Here is a 16614-nt window from a genome sequence, read left to right on the forward strand (position 1 = left end):
TGGCGACAACGTCAAGATGACCGTCCAGCTGATCGCGCCGATCGCGATGGAAGAGGGCCTGCGCTTCGCTGTTCGCGAGGGTGGTCGTACCGTCGGCGCCGGCGTGGTCTCCAAGATCATCGAGTAATTGCTTGATCTCCGGTCACGCACCCGGAGGGTGCGTGACTCGGAAAACCTAGTTTCTAGGCCAGTAGCTCAATTGGCAGAGCAGCGGTCTCCAAAACCGCAGGTTGGGGGTTCGAGTCCCTCCTGGCCTGCCATACAACTCATCGCTTAGGCGACACGCGAATCCATGAATTCACGCGCAGAAGCCCGTGGCGCCAGCTTGGATACACTCAAGCTGGTCGCCGCTGCTTTTTTGTTGGTCGGCGGTATCGTTGCCTTCTACCTCCTCAAGCCCCTCTCGACCCTGTTGGCGGTCGTCGGTCTGCTGATCATCTCGGGTGTCGCGGCGTTCGCAGTCTTCAAGACCGAGCGTGGTCGTACCCTGTGGCAGTTCGCAGGTGATGCGCGCATGGAGGTCCGCAAGGTCGTCTGGCCTTCGCGGCAGGAAACCATTCAGACCACGCTGGTGGTCATCGTCATGGTCCTGATCGTCGGTATCGTCCTCTGGCTGTTCGATATGATGCTGATGGGAATCCTGCGTTTCCTGACCGGTCAAGGGGGCTGAAGATGGCACAGCGGTGGTACGTCATCCACGCTTACTCGGGGTTCGAGGGGCAAGTCAAGCGTTCTCTTGAGGATCGCATCAAGCGTGCCGGTCTCGAGGACCTGTTCGGGATGATCCTGGTCCCGACCGAAGAGGTCGTCGAGGTGCGCGGCGGTCAGCAGCGCAAGAGTGAGCGTAAGTTCTTCCCGGGTTACGTCCTGGTCAACATGGAGTTGACCGACGAGACCTGGCACCTCGTCAAGAGCGTTCCCAAGGTCATGGGCTTCATCGGTGGAACCGGTGATCGTCCTGCACCCATTCCCGAATCCCAGGCCCAGGCCATCCTGCAACGCCTTGAGGAAGGCGGCGAGAAGCCGCGTCCGAAGGTGATCTACGAGCCGGGAGAGGTCGTGCGCGTGATCGATGGACCATTCACCGACTTCAACGGTGTGGTCGAGGATGTCGATTACGAAAAGAGCCGGGTCAAGGTCTCGGTGCTGATCTTCGGTCGCGCCACTCCAGTCGATCTCGAGTTCTCTCAAGTCGAAAAGGGTTGATCGCATCCCGCATCGTCATCTCCGGCGATGCGGCGCATCCCGGTCGTTGCTGCATTGGTGACGACCTTCGTACAAGCCCCCGCCCGGGGGTCTGACATGGGGAGCCAAGGTCTCATAACCCCTGGCGCTTGCACCCATTTGGAGAATCATTGTGGCAAAAAAGATCACAGCCTACATCAAGCTGCAGGTCAAGGCCGGTGAGGCCAACCCGAGCCCGCCAGTCGGCCCGGCACTCGGTCAGCACGGCGTCAACATCATGGAGTTCTGCAAGGCGTTCAACGCCAAGACGCAGGACGTCGAGAAGGGTCTGCCGATCCCGGTGGTCATCACCGTTTACTCCGATCGCAGCTTCACCTTCATCACCAAGACGCCGCCTGCGGCCATCCTGCTGAAGAAGGCAGCTGGCATCAGCAAGGGCAGCGCGACGCCCAACACCGCCAAGGTCGGCGTGGTGACCCGCGAGCAGCTCGAGCAGATCGCGACCACCAAGATGGCGGACCTGACCGCCGCCGACATGGACGCCGCCGTGCGCACCATCGCCGGTAGCGCCCGCGCCATGGGTCTCGACGTCGAGGGGGTGAACTGATGGCCAAGCTGACCAAGCGTATGCGCGCGATCCGTGAGCGGGTCGAGGCAGGCAAGCTCTATGCGCCCGAAGAGGCCTTCGAGCTGCTCAAGGAACTCTCCCAGGTGAAGTTCTCCGAGAGCGTCGACGTTGCCGTCAATCTCGGTGTCGATCCGCGTAAGTCGGATCAGGTCGTGCGTGGTTCCACCGTGCTGCCCAACGGCACCGGCAAGACCGTGCGTGTGGCCGTGTTCACCCAGGGCGCCAACGCCGAGGCCGCCAAGGAAGCCGGTGCCGACAAGGTCGGTTTCGAGGATCTGGCCGAAGAGGTCAAGGCCGGCAACCTGGACTTCGACGTGGTCATCGCCTCCCCGGATGCGATGCGCATCGTCGGCCAGCTCGGTAAGGTGCTCGGCCCCCGCGGCCTGATGCCGAACCCGAAGGTCGGCACCGTGACCGCCGACGTCGCCGAGGCCGTGCGCAATGCCAAGGCCGGTCAGGTGCGCTATCGCACCGACAAGGCGGGCATCATCCACTGCCCGATCGGCAAGGCCGACTTCGAGCCGGCGCAGCTGCGCGAGAACCTCGAGGCGCTGTTGACCAACCTGGTCAAGGCCAAGCCGGCAAGCGCCAAGGGCGTCTACATGCAGCAGGTGACGGTCTCCACCACCATGGGGCCGGGCCTGACCGTCGACCACTCGGGCCTGATCTGAGTGCGACGTCCCCGGGCCTGGCGCCCGGGGCGCGAAGGCAACGCCTTCGTGGTTCGAACATCTTTGGGGCCCCGATCTCACGGTCGGGGACCGTCAAAGACCGCAGGTGTCTTCCTCGGCGCATCGGAGTGTGCGCATGGATGACTCAATGGGGGTGTCCCGCCTGCGCAGACGGTGCTCCAGAATCAAGTCAATGACTGATGACGGTGCACGCTCTCTGTATGTCGTGGAGTCGCAGGATGCACATCCATGGCATGCGCCCCGGATGAACCGGGGTTTATATAGTCAGGAGGTGACGAAGTGGCGCTGAATTTCGCCCAGAAAGAAGCGATCGTCGCCGAAGTCGCGGAAGTCGCCAAGAGCGCTTACTCGGCCATCGGTGCCGAGTACCGGGGCTTGACCGTCGATCAGCTGACCCAGCTGCGCGTGGAAGCACGCAAGGCCGGCGTCTATGTTCGCGTGGTCAAGAATACCCTGGCGCGTCGCGCGCTGGAAGGCACGGACTTCGCGTGCATGCAGGAGGGTCTCACCGGCCCGCTGATCCTTGCATTCTCGCAGGAAGATCCGGGCTCGGCCGCACGTGTCGCCGAGGCCTTCGCCAAGGACCATGACAAGTTCCAGGTGCGTCTCATCGCCCTGGGCGGCAAGCTGCTGCCTGCCTCGGAGCTCGGTAATCTCGCGAAGATGCCGACCTACGATCAGGCCGTCAGCATGCTCATGGCTACCATGAAGGCTCCGGTGCAGAAGCTCGCAGCGACCATCAACGAGGTGCCGGGCAAGCTCGTGCGCACCGTTGCCGCGATTCGCGATGCCAAGGAAGCCGCCTGATAGGCGCTTCCGATCCCGAACCAGTTCGATCAACAGTATTCATCCCTAGGAGATCCCCATGGCCGTTTCGAAAGACGAGATCCTCGAAGCGATTGGCAACATGACCGTGCTCGAGGTCGTGGAGCTGATCGAAGCGATGGAAGAGAAGTTCGGCGTGACCGCCGCTGCCGCCGTTGCCGCTGCTCCGGCCGCCGCTGGTGGCGATGCTGCCGCCGCTGAAGAGAAGACCGAGTTCGACGTCGTGCTCGCCTCGTTCGGCTCCAACAAGGTTGCCGTCATCAAGGCTGTCCGCGGCCTCACCGGTCTTGGCCTGAAGGAAGCGAAGGAGGCCGTCGAAGGCGCTCCGACCACCCTGAAGGAAGGCGTTTCGAAGGACGAGGCCGAAGAGGCCAAGAAGCAGCTCGAAGAGGCTGGCGCAAGCGTCGAAATCAAGTAAGGGCGCATTGCCTCGCCACGTCTTCGGCGGAGCGTTCGGGCTGGCGGCGACGAGCCGCCGGCCTTTTCCCGTTGGGGCCGAACAACCCCGCGGCGTCTCGCATCGAGGCTCCGACGCCGAGGTTGGCGCTAGATCCCCGATCGGCTGCGCGGCTGATCCTCGCCGACCGCAACCTGCACCAGAGTCCATGCCCCGTTAGGGACCATAGTAAGCACCTCGAGGGAAGGCATAATGGCCTATTCGTTCACCGAAAAAAAGCGCATCCGCAAAGACTTCGGCAAGCGTCCCAGCATCCTGGACGTGCCGTTCCTGCTGGCCACACAGATCAACTCCTATCGCGAGTTCCTGCAGGCCGATACCTCCGAGCGGGGGCGGCGGGACGTCGGATTGCACGCCGCCTTCAAGTCCGTTTTCCCGATCGAGAGCTATTCCGGCAATGCCGTCCTCGAATATGTGAAGTATCGGCTCGGCGAGCCGGTCTTCGATGAGCGTGAGTGCCATCTGCGCGGCGCCACCTTCGCCGCGCCGCTGCGCGTACTGCTGCGTCTGGTAATCTACGACAAGGATGCCCCGGCGGGCTCCAAGGTCGTCAAGGACGTTCGCGAGCAAGAGGTCTACATGGGCGAGCTGCCGCTCATGACCGAGACCGGCACCTTCATCATCAATGGCACCGAGCGTGTCATCGTCTCGCAGCTGCACCGTTCGCCCGGTGTCTTCTTCGACCACGACAAGGGCAAGACCCACTCCTCGGGCAAGCTGCTGTTCTCCGCGCGCGTCATCCCCTATCGTGGCTCCTGGCTCGACTTCGAGTTCGATCCCAAGGACAACGTCTTCGTGCGTATCGACCGTCGCCGCAAGCTGCCGGCGACGGTGCTGCTGCGCGCGCTCGGTTACACCGTCGAGGAGATCCTCGAGCGGTTCTTCGAGACCGATACCTTCCATCTCGCCAAGCGCCAGATCTCCTTCGATCTGGTCCCCGAGCGGCTGCGCGGCGAGACCGTGAGCTTCGACGTCAAGATCGGCGACGAGGTGCTGGTCGAGTCCGGTCGCCGCGTCACCGCGCGCCACATCCGCGAGCTGCAGAAGGCCGGCGTCGAGCAGCTGGAGGTGCCGATCGACTTCCTGCTCGGGCGCATCCTTGCGCGTGACCAGATCGATACCGACACCGGTGAGGTGCTGGCCGAGGCCAACAGCATCATTACCCCGGAGATGCTGCAGACCCTGTTCGAGAAGGGCATCGAGCGCATCGAGACCCTGTTCGTCAACGATCTCGACCAGGGGCCCTACATCTCCGAGACCCTGCGCATCGACAACACCACCAGTGATCTCGACGCCCAGATCGAGATCTACCGGATGATGCGCCCGGGCGAGCCGCCGACCAAGGAGGCCGCCCAGAACCTGTTCCACAACCTGTTCTTCACCCCGGATCGCTACGACCTCTCGGCCGTTGGCCGGATGAAGTTCAATCGCCGCCTCGGTCGCGAGAACGAGGAAGGCCCGGGCGTGGTCTACGACGGTCATTACTTCCGTGATCGCACCGATGCCTTCTCCCAGGATCTGCTGGCCAAGTACGGCGACAGCTCCGACATCATCGACGCGCTCCGGGTGCTGGTCGAACTGCGCAACGGTCGCGGTGCGGTCGACGACATCGACCATCTCGGCAACCGTCGTATCCGCTGCGTCGGCGAGATGGCCGAGAACCAGTTCCGCGTCGGTCTGGTGCGTGTCGAGCGCGCGGTCAAGGAGCGTCTCTCGCTGGCCGAGTCCGAGGGGCTGATGCCGCAGGAGCTGATCAACGCCAAGCCGGTCTCGGCGGCGATCAAGGAGTTCTTCGGCTCCAGTCAGCTCTCGCAGTTCATGGACCAGAACAACCCGCTCTCCGAGGTCACCCACAAGCGTCGTGTCTCGGCGCTCGGTCCGGGCGGTCTGGCCCGCGAGCGTGCCGGCTTCGAGGTGCGCGACGTGCACCCGACCCACTATGGTCGCGTCTGCCCGATCGAGACCCCTGAAGGCCCGAACATCGGTCTGATCAACTCGCTCGCGGTCTATGCCCGCACCAACGCCTACGGCTTCCTCGAGACCCCCTATCGGCGGGTCGAGGACGGCCGCGTCACCGACGAGATCCACTATCTCTCGGCGATCGAGGAGGGCAACTACGTCATCGCCCAGGCCAACGCCGCGCTCGATGAAGAGAGTCGCCTGACCGATGCCCTGGTCTCCTGCCGTCACGCCAACGAGTTCACCATGAAGGCACCCGAAGAGGTGAACTACATGGACGTCTCGCCGCGTCAGGTGGTGTCGGTGGCCGCGTCGCTGATCCCCTTCCTCGAGCACGACGACGCCAACCGTGCGCTCATGGGCTCGAACATGCAGCGTCAGGCGGTGCCGACGCTGCGTGCCGAGAAGCCGCTGGTCGGCACCGGCATCGAGCGTGTGGTGGCCAAGGACTCCGGGGTCTGTGTGGTGGCGCGTCGCGGCGGTGTGATCGAGTCGGTCGACGCCGCGCGCATCGTGGTGCGGGTCAACGACGACGAGGCCGTGCCCGGCGTGCCTGGTGTCGACATCTACAACCTCACCAAGTACACCCGTTCCAACCAGAACACCTGCATCAACCAGCGTCCGCTGGTACGTCCGAACGATGTGGTGACGCGTGGCGACGTGCTCGCCGACGGGCCCTCGACCGACATGGGCGAGCTCGCCCTCGGTCAGAACCTGCGCGTGGCCTTCATGCCCTGGAACGGCTACAACTTCGAGGACTCCATCCTCATCTCCGAGCGGGTGGTGCAGGAGGATCGCTTCACCAGCATCCACATCGAGGAGCTCTCCTGTCTGGCGCGCGATACCAAGCTCGGCCCGGAGGAGATCACCAGCGATATCCCCAATGTCGGTGAGGCGGCGCTCTCCAAGCTCGACGAGTCGGGCATCGTCTATGTCGGCGCCGAGGTGCGCGACGGCGACATCCTGGTCGGCAAGGTCACGCCCAAGGGCGAGACCCAGCTCACCCCCGAGGAGAAGCTGCTGCGCGCGATCTTCGGCGAGAAGGCTTCGGACGTGAAGGACACCTCGCTGCGTCTGCCCTCGGGCATGAACGGCACCGTGGTCGACGTCCAGGTGTTCACCCGCGACGGGGTGGAGAAGGACAAGCGTGCCCAGCAGATCGAGGAGATGGAACTCGACCGCGTGCGCAAGGACTTCGCCGACCAGCAGCGGATCATGGAGAACGACACCTTCCACCGTGTCGAGCGCATGCTCGTCGGCAAGGTCGCCGACGGTGGCCCCGGCGGTCTGCGTCCTGGCGCCGAGATCACCAGCGACTACCTGCAGGATCTGGTGTCGCGTGGCTCGCGTGATCTCTGGTTCGAGATCCGCATGCAGGACGAGGACATCGCCACCCAGCTCGAGGCGGTCGCCGCCCAGGTCAAGCAGCAGCGCGACGAGTTCCGCGAGCGCTACGAGACCAAGAAGCGCAAGATCGCCAGCGGCGACGACCTCGCCCCCGGTGTGCTCAAGATGGTCAAGGTCTACGTGGCGGTGAAGCGGCGCATCCAGCCGGGTGACAAGATGGCCGGCCGTCACGGTAACAAGGGTGTCATCTCCAAGGTGGTGCCGGTCGAGGACATGCCGTTCTCGGCCGACGGCGAGCCGGTCGACATCGTGCTCAACCCGCTCGGCGTGCCTTCGCGCATGAACGTCGGTCAGGTGCTCGAGACCCATCTCGGCTGGGCCGCCAACGGCCTCGGCGTGAAGATCGGCAAGATGCTCCAGGCCCAGGCCAAGATCGCCGAGCTGCGCGAGCTGCTCGACAAGATCTACAACACCAGTGGCAAGCGCGAGTCGCTCGACGAGTTCAGCGATGACGAGATCCTCGAACTCGCCCGCAACCTCACCCGGGGTGTGCCGCTGGCCACGCCGGTGTTCGACGGCGCCACCGAGGACGAGATCAAGGCCATGCTGCGTCTGGCCGATCGTGACAACACCGCGCAGGGCGTGCCCAGTGGTCAGACCATCCTGTTCGATGGTCGCTCCGGTGAGCAGTTCGAGCGTCCGGTCACCGTCGGCTACATGTACATGATCAAGCTCAACCACCTGGTCGACGACAAGATGCACGCCCGTTCCACCGGTCCCTACAGTCTGGTCACCCAGCAGCCGCTCGGCGGCAAGGCCCAGTTCGGTGGTCAGCGCTTCGGTGAGATGGAGGTCTGGGCATTGGAGGCCTATGGTGCCGCCTACACCCTGCAGGAGATGCTCACGGTGAAGTCGGACGACGTCAACGGTCGGACCAAGATGTACAAGAACATCGTCGACGGAGACCATCGCATGGAGGCGGGCATGCCCGAGTCGTTCAACGTGCTGGTCAAGGAGATCCGCTCGCTCGCGATCAACGTCGAGTTGCAGCAGGACTAACCGAGCCATTAAGCCGCGGGACGCATTCCCCCCGAGTGGGGGGGTGCGTCCTTTCAATGATCTGGCGACCGTGCGGTTCGTGCCTCACCGCACCCTACGCACCACGCACGCGACGCATGTGGGGCTAGCGCTTAGCCGGTTATCGCAGGCAGGAGATTAAGGTCTTGAAAGATCTACTGAAAATCATCAAGCAACAGGGCCAGGCACTCGAATTCGACGCGATCAAGATCGGACTTGCCTCCCCCGAGATGATCCGTTCCTGGTCCTTCGGCGAGGTCAAGAAGCCCGAGACCATCAACTATCGCACCTTCAAGCCGGAGCGCGACGGGCTGTTCTGCGCCAAGATCTTCGGCCCGATCACCGACTACGAGTGCATCTGCGGCAAGTACAAGCGCCTCAAGCACCGTGGCGTGGTCTGCGAGAAGTGTGGCGTCGAGGTGACCCTGGCCAAGGTGCGCCGCGAGCGCATGGGCCACATCGATCTGGCCAGCCCGGTGGCGCACATCTGGTTCCTCAAGTCGCTGCCCTCGCGCATCGGCCTGCTGCTCGACATGACGTTGCGCGACATCGAGCGCATCCTCTACTTCGAGTCCTTCGTGGTCATCGATCCGGGCTTGGTGCAGGATCTCGAACGCGGCCAGCTGCTCAACGACGAGCAGTATCTCGACGCCCTCGAGGCGCACGGTGACGAGTTCGACGCGCGCATGGGCGCCGAGGCCGTCTACGAGCTGCTGCGCACCATCGACATGGCCGCCGAAGTGCGGCGGATGCGCGAGGAGATCGAGAGCACCAACTCCGAGACCAAGATCAAGAAGCTCTCCAAGCGTCTCAAGCTGCTCGAGTCGCTGCTCGAATCGGGCAACCGTGCCGAGTGGATGATCCTCACCGTGCTGCCGGTGCTGCCCCCGGAGCTGCGCCCGCTGGTGCCGCTCGACGGTGGCCGCTTCGCGACCTCGGATCTCAACGATCTCTATCGTCGCGTCATCAACCGCAACAACCGCCTCAAGCGTCTGCTCGATCTGGTCGCGCCCGACATCATCGTGCGCAACGAGAAGCGCATGCTCCAGGAGTCGGTCGACGCGCTGCTCGACAACGGTCGTCGCGGTCGTGCCATCACCGGCACCAACAAGCGCCCGCTGAAGTCGCTCGCCGACATGATCAAGGGCAAGCAGGGCCGCTTCCGCCAGAACCTGCTCGGTAAGCGTGTCGACTACTCCGGCCGTTCGGTCATCGTCGTCGGCCCCTATCTCAAGCTGCACCAGTGCGGTCTGCCCAAGCGCATGGCCCTGGAGCTGTTCAAGCCGTTCATCTTCAGCAAGCTGCAGTTGCGCGGGCTGGCCGCCACCATCAAGGCCGCCAAGAAGATGGTCGAGCGCGGCACTCCCGAGGTGTGGGACATCCTCGAGGAGGTCATCCGCGAGCACCCGGTGATGCTCAACCGCGCCCCGACCCTGCACCGTCTCGGCATCCAGGCCTTCGAGCCGGTGCTGATCGAGGGTAAGGCGATCCAGCTCCACCCGCTGGTCTGTACCGCCTTCAACGCCGACTTCGACGGCGACCAGATGGCCGTGCACGTGCCGCTCTCGCTCGAGGCTCAGCTCGAGGCGCGGGCGTTGATGATGGCCTCGAACAACATCCTCTCGCCGGCCAACGGCGAGCCGATCATCGTGCCCTCGCAGGACGTGGTGCTCGGGCTCTACTACATGACCCGTGAGCGCATCGGCGCCAAGGGCGAGGGCAGCCTGTTTGCCGACATCGACGAGGCGCGTCGCGCCTACGAGACCGGGCAGGCAGACCTCCACGCGCGCTGTCGGGTACGCATCCACGAGGTGATCCAGGACCAGGACGGCAATCGTCGCGAGCAGACCTCGATCAAGGAGACCACCCTGGGCCGCGCCCTGGTGTTCGCCATCGTCCCCACCGGGCTGCCCTTCGACCTGGTCGATCGGCCGATGGGCAAGAAGCAGATCTCGCGTCTGATCAACGTCTGCTATCGCCGTCTCGGTCTCAAGGACACCGTGGTCTTCGCCGACCAGATCATGTATCTGGGCTTCCGCATGGCTACCCGCGCCGGTGCCTCGATCGGTCTCGAGGACATGGAGGTGCCGGAGGAGAAGACGGAGATCCTGGCCGGCGCCGAGAAGGAGGTCAAGGAGATCCAGGACCAGTACTCCTCGGGTCTGGTCACCAACGGCGAGCGCTACAACAAGGTCGTCGACATCTGGTCGCACACCAACGACCGGGTCGCCAAGTCGATGATGAGCAAGCTCGGTGGCTCGGTCGCGGAGACTCGCCCGGCCTATGAGGCGCTGCGCTTCCTCGGTGAGTACCGCCAGGCGGTCTACGAGCTGGTGGCCGACGATGCCGAGCAGCATCTGGCCGCGCGCCGGCTGTTCGACCGGCTGCAGGGTGCGGCCGCCGAACTCGGTGCTCGTCTCGAGTCCGGTGAACTCGATGCCAAGTCCTTCGTCGGCGAGTTCGATGCACTGCTCAGCGGTGCGCGCGCCGAACTCGACGCCTTCGGCGATCTCGATCAGGTCGACTCGGTCGAGGTGCGGGGTCGGGTCAAGAGCGCCCTGGCCGCGCTCGATCAGCGTCTGGCCGAGCAGCGTCGTCAGGACTCGTTCAACTCGATCTTCATGATGGCCGACTCCGGCGCACGTGGCTCGGCGGCGCAGATCCGTCAGCTCGCCGGCATGCGTGGTCTGATGGCCAAGCCGGACGGCTCGATCATCGAGACCCCGATCACCGCGAACTTCCGCGAGGGTCTGAACGTCATCCAGTACTTCATCTCGACCCACGGCGCGCGTAAGGGTCTGGCCGATACCGCGCTGAAGACCGCCAACTCGGGTTACCTGACTCGTCGTCTGGTCGACGTCGCCCAGGACATGGTGGTGCTCGAGCAGGACTGCGGCACCGATCAGGGCCTGCTGATGGCCCCGATCATCGAGGGCGGCGACGTGGTCGAGCCGTTGCGCGAGCGCATCCTCGGTCGTGTCGCAGCGGTCGACGTCTACCGCCCGGGGACCGACGAGCTGGTCTGCCCCGCGGGTACCCTGCTCGACGAGCGCTGGGTCGAGCGCTTCGAGGAGAAGGGCATCGACCAGGTGCGGGTGCGCTCTCCGATCACCTGTGAGTCGCGCCTCGGCGTCTGCGCCCAGTGCTATGGTCGCGACCTGGCGCGTGGCCATCGGGTCAACATCGGCGAGGCCGTCGGCGTCATCGCGGCGCAGTCGATCGGTGAGCCGGGTACCCAGCTCACCATGCGCACCTTCCACATCGGTGGTGCGGCCTCGCGTGCGGCGGCGGTCAACAGCATCGACATCAAGAACGGCGGTTCGGTGCGACTGCACAACATCAAGACCGTCGAGCACCACTCGGGCAACCTGGTGGCGGTGTCGCGCTCCGGCGAGCTGACCGTGGTCGACGAGCGCGGCATGGAGAAGGAGCGCTACAAGGTGCCTTATGGCGCCACCCTGGGCGTGGCCGACGGCCAGCAGGTCAACCCCGGTGACGTGGTCGCGACCTGGGACCCGCACACCCACCCGGTCATCACCGAGGTGGCCGGTAAGCTCGCCTTCGCCGACTTCATCGAGGGCGTGACGGTGCAGGCCCAGACCGATGATGTCACCGGTCTGACCTCGCGCGTGGTCATCGATCCCAAGCAGCGTCCGGCTACCGGCAAGGACCTGCGCCCGATGGTCAAGCTGCTCGACGAGCAGGGCAACGAGCTCAACATCGCGGGTACCGACCTGCCGGCGCGCTACTTCCTGCCCTCGGGCGCGATCGTCAGCGTCGACGACGGCGCCATGGTCGGGGTCGGCGACGTGCTTGCGCGTATCCCGCAGGAGTCGAGTAAGACGCGTGACATCACCGGTGGTCTGCCGCGCGTGGCCGACCTGTTCGAGGCGCGCAAGCCGAAGGAGCCGGCATTGCTCGCCGAGGCCAGCGGGACCATCGGCTTCGGCAAGGACACCAAGGGCAAGCAGCGCCTGATCATCACCACCGATGACGGTGAGACGGTCGAGGAGCTGATCCCGAAGTGGCGTAACGTCAACGTGTTCGAGGGCGAGCGTGTCGAGCGTGGCGAGGTGATCGCCGACGGCGAACTGGCGCTGCACGACATCCTGCGTCTGAAGGGCGTGACCGCGCTGGCCGAGTATCTGGTCAAGGAGATCCAGGACGTCTACCGGCTGCAGGGCGTGAAGATCAACGACAAGCACATCGAGGTGATCGTTCGCCAGATGCTGCGCAAGGTCGAGATCACCGCCCCGGGCGACACCCGTCTGCTGCGTGGCGAGCAGGTGGAGTACACCGCCGTGCTCGACGAGAACAAGCGGATGATGGCCGAGGACAAGCAGCCGGCGCTCTTCGAGCCGCTGCTGCTGGGTATCACCAAGGCCTCGCTCGCCACCGAGTCGTTCATCTCGGCGGCCTCCTTCCAGGAGACCACCCGAGTGCTGACCGAAGCGGCGGTGCGTGGTTCGGTCGACCACCTCGCCGGCCTCAAGGAGAACGTCATCGTCGGTCGTCTGATCCCCGCCGGCACCGGCCTGTCGTCGCATCTCGAGCGCCGACGTCAGCGTCAACTCGACCTGCAGGCCGCTGGCGGCAAGGTCGAGATGGATGCGGAGGAGTTGGAAGAGGCACTGAAGAAGGCGCTCAATACCTCCGCGGCCGACTGATCCGCGGCATGCCGAAAGGCGTTTCATTCCAAGAAAGATCGGGCAGTTAGGGAGGTTGACACGTTTAGGGTCACTCCCTATACTGCTCTGTCTCAGCTAGCCAGCTAAAGGGTTGGCTGGCCTTATTTTCTTGGTCCGGTTCCTTGGTCTGGGCAAATCTGCCCGGTCCCCGAGTCAATCGATCGAATCCGTGCGGACGTACTGGCTGCAATGCGGCCTGCTGCCGTGCAGGCGTCGTTTGACTCCCTGAATTTGGCGCGAGGGCGCCCCTGGAGACTGATTGCATGGCAACGATCAACCAACTCGTGCGGAAGCCCCGCAAGCGGAACGTGGCGAAGAGCAATGTGCCGGCCCTCGAGGCTTGTCCGCAGCGTCGTGGTGTCTGCACCCGTGTGTACACCACCACCCCGAAGAAGCCGAACTCCGCACTGCGTAAGGTTGCACGTGTGCGTCTGACCAACGGCTACGAGGTGGCTTCCTACATCGGTGGTGAAGGCCACAACCTGCAGGAGCACTCGGTGGTGCTGATCCGCGGTGGTCGTGTCAAGGACTTGCCGGGTGTTCGTTACCACACCGTGCGCGGCACGCTGGATACCTCGGGTGTCGAGAAGCGGCGTCAGGGTCGTTCCAAGTACGGCGCCAAGCGCCCGAAGAGCTGAGTCAGTATCCAATTTAGGTCGGAGTAGATCATGCCGAGAAGACGCGTTGCCGCACGTCGCCAGATCCTGCCGGATCCCAAGCACGGAAGCGAGCTGTTGACCAAGTTCATCAACATGATGATGGAAGACGGGAAGAAGTCCGTCGCCGAGCGCATCATTTACAACGCGCTCGACCAGATCGCCGAGAAGAAGGGCGCCGAGCCCATCGAGCTGCTCGAGCAGGCGATGGAGAATGTTCGCCCCGCGGTCGAGGTCAAGTCCCGCCGCGTCGGTGGTGCGACCTATCAGGTGCCGGTCGAGGTGCGTCCCACCCGTCGTAACTCGCTGGCAATGCGTTGGCTGATCGATGCTGCGCGCAAGCGCTCCGAGAAGTCCATGGCGCAGCGTCTGGCCGGTGAACTGATGGACGCCGCCGAGTCGCGTGGTTCTGCGGTCAAGAAGAAAGAAGACACGCACCGCATGGCCGAGGCCAACAAGGCCTTCTCGCACTACCGCTGGTAGTTTCGCAAAGCATTTTTTGATCAATCAGGGCGGATTCAGTCGTGGCACGTAGCACCCCAATCGAGCGGTATCGCAACCTTGGCATCATGGCGCATATCGATGCCGGGAAGACCACCACCACAGAGCGCATCCTGTTCTACACCGGGATCTCTCACAAGATTGGTGAGGTGCATGATGGTGCCGCCACCATGGACTGGATGGAGCAGGAGCAGGAGCGTGGTATCACCATCACCTCCGCGGCGACCACCTGCTTCTGGTCCGGCATGGACCGTGACCGCCCTGAGCATCGCGTCAACATCATCGACACCCCCGGGCACGTCGACTTCACCATCGAAGTCGAGCGTTCGCTGCGTGTGCTCGATGGTGCCTGCGCCGTGTTCTGTGCCGTCGGTGGCGTCGAGCCCCAGTCCGAGACCGTGTGGCGCCAGGCCGACAAGTACGGCGTGCCGCGTCTCGCCTTCGTCAACAAGATGGACCGCATGGGCGCGAACTTCCTGCGCGTCGTCGGTCAGGTGAAGGATCGTCTCGGCGCCAACCCGGTGCCGATCCAGATCCCGATCGGTGCCGAGGAAGACTTCCAGGGCGTCGTCGATCTGGTGCGCATGAAGGCGATCTACTGGGACGAAGCCAGCCGCGGCATGGAGTACGAGGCCCGCGACATCCCCGAGGATCTGGTCGAGCTCTGCGACGAGTGGCGCGAGAAGATGGTCGAGGCTGCGGCCGAGGCCAACGAAGAGCTGATGGATAAGTACCTCGAGGGCGAAGCGCTCAGCGAGGACGAGATCAAGGCCGCACTGCGCACGCGTACCCTGAACAACGAGATCGTGCCGATGATGTGCGGCTCGGCGTTCAAGAACAAGGGTGTGCAGGCGATGCTCGACGCCGTGCTCGACTACATGCCTTCGCCGGTCGACGTGCCCGCCATCCGCGGCATCCTCGACGACAAGGACGAGAGCGAGGCGACCCGCGCGTCGAACGACGACGCGCCCTTCGCCGCGCTGGCGTTCAAGATCGCGACCGACCCCTTCGTCGGTACCCTGACCTTCTTCCGCGTCTACTCGGGCGTCATCAAGTCCGGTGACACCGTGTACAACCCGGTCAAGAGCAAGAAGGAGCGTGTCGGCCGTATCCTGCAGATGCACGCCAACGACCGCCAGGAGATCAAGGAAGTCCGCGCCGGCGACATCGCCGCGGCGGTCGGTCTGAAGGACGTCACCACCGGTGACACCCTGTGCGATCTCGACCAGGTCATCACCCTGGAGCGCATGGAGTTCCCCGAGCCGGTGATCTCGGTCGCGGTCGAGCCCAAGACCAAGACCGACCAGGAGAAGATGGGTCTCGCGCTGCAGAAGCTGGCGCAGGAAGATCCTTCGTTCCGTGTCCACACCGACGAGGAGTCGGGTCAGACCATCATCTCCGGCATGGGTGAGCTGCACCTGGAGATCATCGTCGACCGCATGCGTCGCGAGTTCAAGGTCGAGGCCAACGTCGGCGCGCCTCAGGTCAGCTACCGCGAGACCATCCGCGCCACCGTCGAGCAGGAGACCAAGTTCGCCCGTCAGTCCGGTGGTCGCGGTCAGTTCGGTCACGTGCACATCCGCATCGAGCCGCAGGAGGCCGGTGCCGGTTACGAGTTCGTCAACGCCATCGTCGGTGGTGTGGTACCGAAGGAATACATCCCTTCGGTCGACAAAGGTATCCAGGAGGCCATGAAGAACGGCATCATCGCCGGCTTCCCCATGGTCGACGTCAAGGTCACCCTTTACGACGGTTCCTACCACGAGGTCGACTCGAGCGAGATGGCGTTCAAGATCGCCGGCTCGATGGCCATCAAGGAAGGTGCCGCCAAGGCCAAGCCGGTGCTGCTCGAGCCGATCATGAAGGTCGAGGTGGTGACCCCCGAGGAGAACATGGGCGACGTCATGGGCGACCTGAACAGCCGTCGCGGCATGATTCAGGGGATGGAGGATGCGCCTTCCGGCAAGGTCATCCGTGCCGAGGTCCCGCTGTCCGAGATGTTCGGTTACGCAACCGATCTGCGCTCGGCGACCCAGGGTCGTGCGACCTACAGCATGGAGTTCTCCAAGTACAACGAGGTGCCCGCCAGCATTGCCGAAGCGGTCTCCAAGAAATAGTAACGATTGTTAAGGGTAGAGCGGGATGTCCAAAGAAAAATTCGAACGTAGCAAGCCGCACGTCAACGTTGGCACCATCGGCCACGTCGACCACGGCAAGACCACGCTGACGGCTGCGATCACCACGCACCAGGCGCGCAAGTTCGGTGGTGAGGCACGTGCCTACGACCAGATCGACAACGCCCCGGAAGAGCGTGAGCGTGGTATCACCATCGCCACCGCGCACGTCGAGTACGAGTCCGATACGCGTCACTACGCACACGTCGACTGCCCCGGCCACGCCGACTACGTGAAGAACATGATCACCGGTGCGGCGCAGATGGACGGCGCGATCCTGGTGGTGTCGGCCGCTGACGGCCCGATGCCCCAGACCCGCGAGCACATCCTGCTCTCCCGTCAGGTCGGCGTGCCCTACATCATCGTCTACCTGAACAAGGCCGACATGGTCGACGACGCCGAGCTCCTCGAGCTCGTCGAGATGG

12 protein-coding genes, 1 tRNA gene and 1 pseudogene are annotated in these 16614 nt (G+C 64.0%); all 14 read left to right on the forward strand.

Translation table 11 applies throughout. The annotated features are described in order from the left end of the window. Positions 1-127, forward strand: a pseudogene (tuf, locus tag EBL85_RS14715) (elongation factor Tu); the annotation flags it as partial. A 57-nt stretch (positions 128-184) separates the two neighbouring features. Then, positions 185-260: transfer RNA gene (locus EBL85_RS14720), tRNA-Trp, on the forward strand. Between the two features lie 32 nt (positions 261-292). Continuing rightward, positions 293-670: a preprotein translocase subunit SecE gene (gene secE / locus EBL85_RS14725; protein WP_123141721.1), complete on the forward strand. Its 378-nt coding sequence runs from the start codon at positions 293-295 to the stop codon at positions 668-670. Positions 671-672: 2 nt separating this feature from the next. Further along, positions 673-1206 (forward strand): transcription termination/antitermination protein NusG, encoded by a 534-nt coding sequence (gene nusG / locus EBL85_RS14730; protein ID WP_062276832.1) that lies wholly within the window; start codon positions 673-675, stop codon positions 1204-1206. A gap of 151 nt (positions 1207-1357) precedes the next feature. Beyond that, positions 1358-1792 carry a 50S ribosomal protein L11 gene (gene rplK / locus EBL85_RS14735; protein WP_062276829.1) on the forward strand — a complete coding sequence of 145 codons (435 nt, stop codon included), beginning with the start codon at positions 1358-1360 and terminating at the stop codon, positions 1790-1792. Further along, on the forward strand, positions 1792-2484 hold the full coding sequence (gene rplA / locus EBL85_RS14740; protein ID WP_123141720.1) for a 50S ribosomal protein L1: 693 nt from the start codon (positions 1792-1794) through the stop codon (positions 2482-2484). Before rplK ends, rplA begins: the two co-directional genes overlap by 1 nt. A gap of 300 nt (positions 2485-2784) precedes the next feature. Next, positions 2785-3312, forward strand: coding sequence for a 50S ribosomal protein L10 (gene rplJ / locus EBL85_RS14745; RefSeq protein ID WP_123141719.1), 528 nt, complete (start codon positions 2785-2787; stop codon positions 3310-3312). A gap of 58 nt (positions 3313-3370) precedes the next feature. Continuing rightward, a complete protein-coding gene (gene rplL, locus EBL85_RS14750; RefSeq protein WP_005224649.1) occupies positions 3371-3748 on the forward strand; it encodes a 50S ribosomal protein L7/L12 in 378 nt (125 codons plus the stop codon). A gap of 231 nt (positions 3749-3979) precedes the next feature. Continuing rightward, a complete protein-coding gene (gene rpoB / locus EBL85_RS14755; RefSeq protein ID WP_123141718.1) occupies positions 3980-8152 on the forward strand; it encodes a DNA-directed RNA polymerase subunit beta in 4173 nt (1390 codons plus the stop codon). A gap of 164 nt (positions 8153-8316) precedes the next feature. Continuing rightward, positions 8317-12837, forward strand: a complete 4521-nt coding sequence (gene rpoC, locus EBL85_RS14760; RefSeq protein ID WP_123141717.1) for a DNA-directed RNA polymerase subunit beta' — start codon at positions 8317-8319, stop codon at positions 12835-12837. A gap of 284 nt (positions 12838-13121) precedes the next feature. After that, complete coding sequence (gene rpsL, locus EBL85_RS14765) at positions 13122-13496, forward strand: 30S ribosomal protein S12 (RefSeq protein ID WP_005224646.1); 375 nt, start codon at positions 13122-13124, stop codon at positions 13494-13496. Between the two features lie 30 nt (positions 13497-13526). Next, entirely contained in the window at positions 13527-13997 is a 471-nt protein-coding gene (gene rpsG, locus EBL85_RS14770) for a 30S ribosomal protein S7 (protein WP_062276815.1), read from the forward strand. Positions 13998-14038: 41 nt separating this feature from the next. Continuing rightward, the gene (gene fusA / locus EBL85_RS14775; protein WP_123141716.1) at positions 14039-16132 is read left to right on the forward strand and encodes an elongation factor G; all 2094 of its coding nucleotides are present in this window, start codon (positions 14039-14041) and stop codon (positions 16130-16132) included. Between the two features lie 25 nt (positions 16133-16157). Continuing rightward, the coding region (locus tag EBL85_RS14780; RefSeq protein WP_123143302.1) for a GTP-binding protein at positions 16158-16614 on the forward strand (457 nt) is incomplete at its 3' end.

The organism is Marichromatium sp. AB32 (assembly GCF_003718675.1).
GTDB lineage: Bacteria > Pseudomonadota > Gammaproteobacteria > Chromatiales > Chromatiaceae > Marichromatium > Marichromatium gracile.

Bases quoted from the DNA above. Each gene is read 5' to 3' on its own strand.
- rpsG (WP_062276815.1), top strand. From the start codon at position 13,527: ATGCCGAGAAGACGCGTTGCCGCACGTCGCCAGATCCTGCCGGATCCC.
- rpsL (WP_005224646.1), top strand. From the start codon at position 13,122: ATGGCAACGATCAACCAACTCGTGCGGAAGCCCCGCAAGCGGAACGTG.
- secE (WP_123141721.1), top strand. From the start codon at position 293: ATGAATTCACGCGCAGAAGCCCGTGGCGCCAGCTTGGATACACTCAAG.
- rpoB (WP_123141718.1), top strand. From the start codon at position 3,980: ATGGCCTATTCGTTCACCGAAAAAAAGCGCATCCGCAAAGACTTCGGC.
- rplL (WP_005224649.1), top strand. From the start codon at position 3,371: ATGGCCGTTTCGAAAGACGAGATCCTCGAAGCGATTGGCAACATGACC.
- rplA (WP_123141720.1), top strand. From the start codon at position 1,792: ATGGCCAAGCTGACCAAGCGTATGCGCGCGATCCGTGAGCGGGTCGAG.
- nusG (WP_062276832.1), top strand. From the start codon at position 673: ATGGCACAGCGGTGGTACGTCATCCACGCTTACTCGGGGTTCGAGGGG.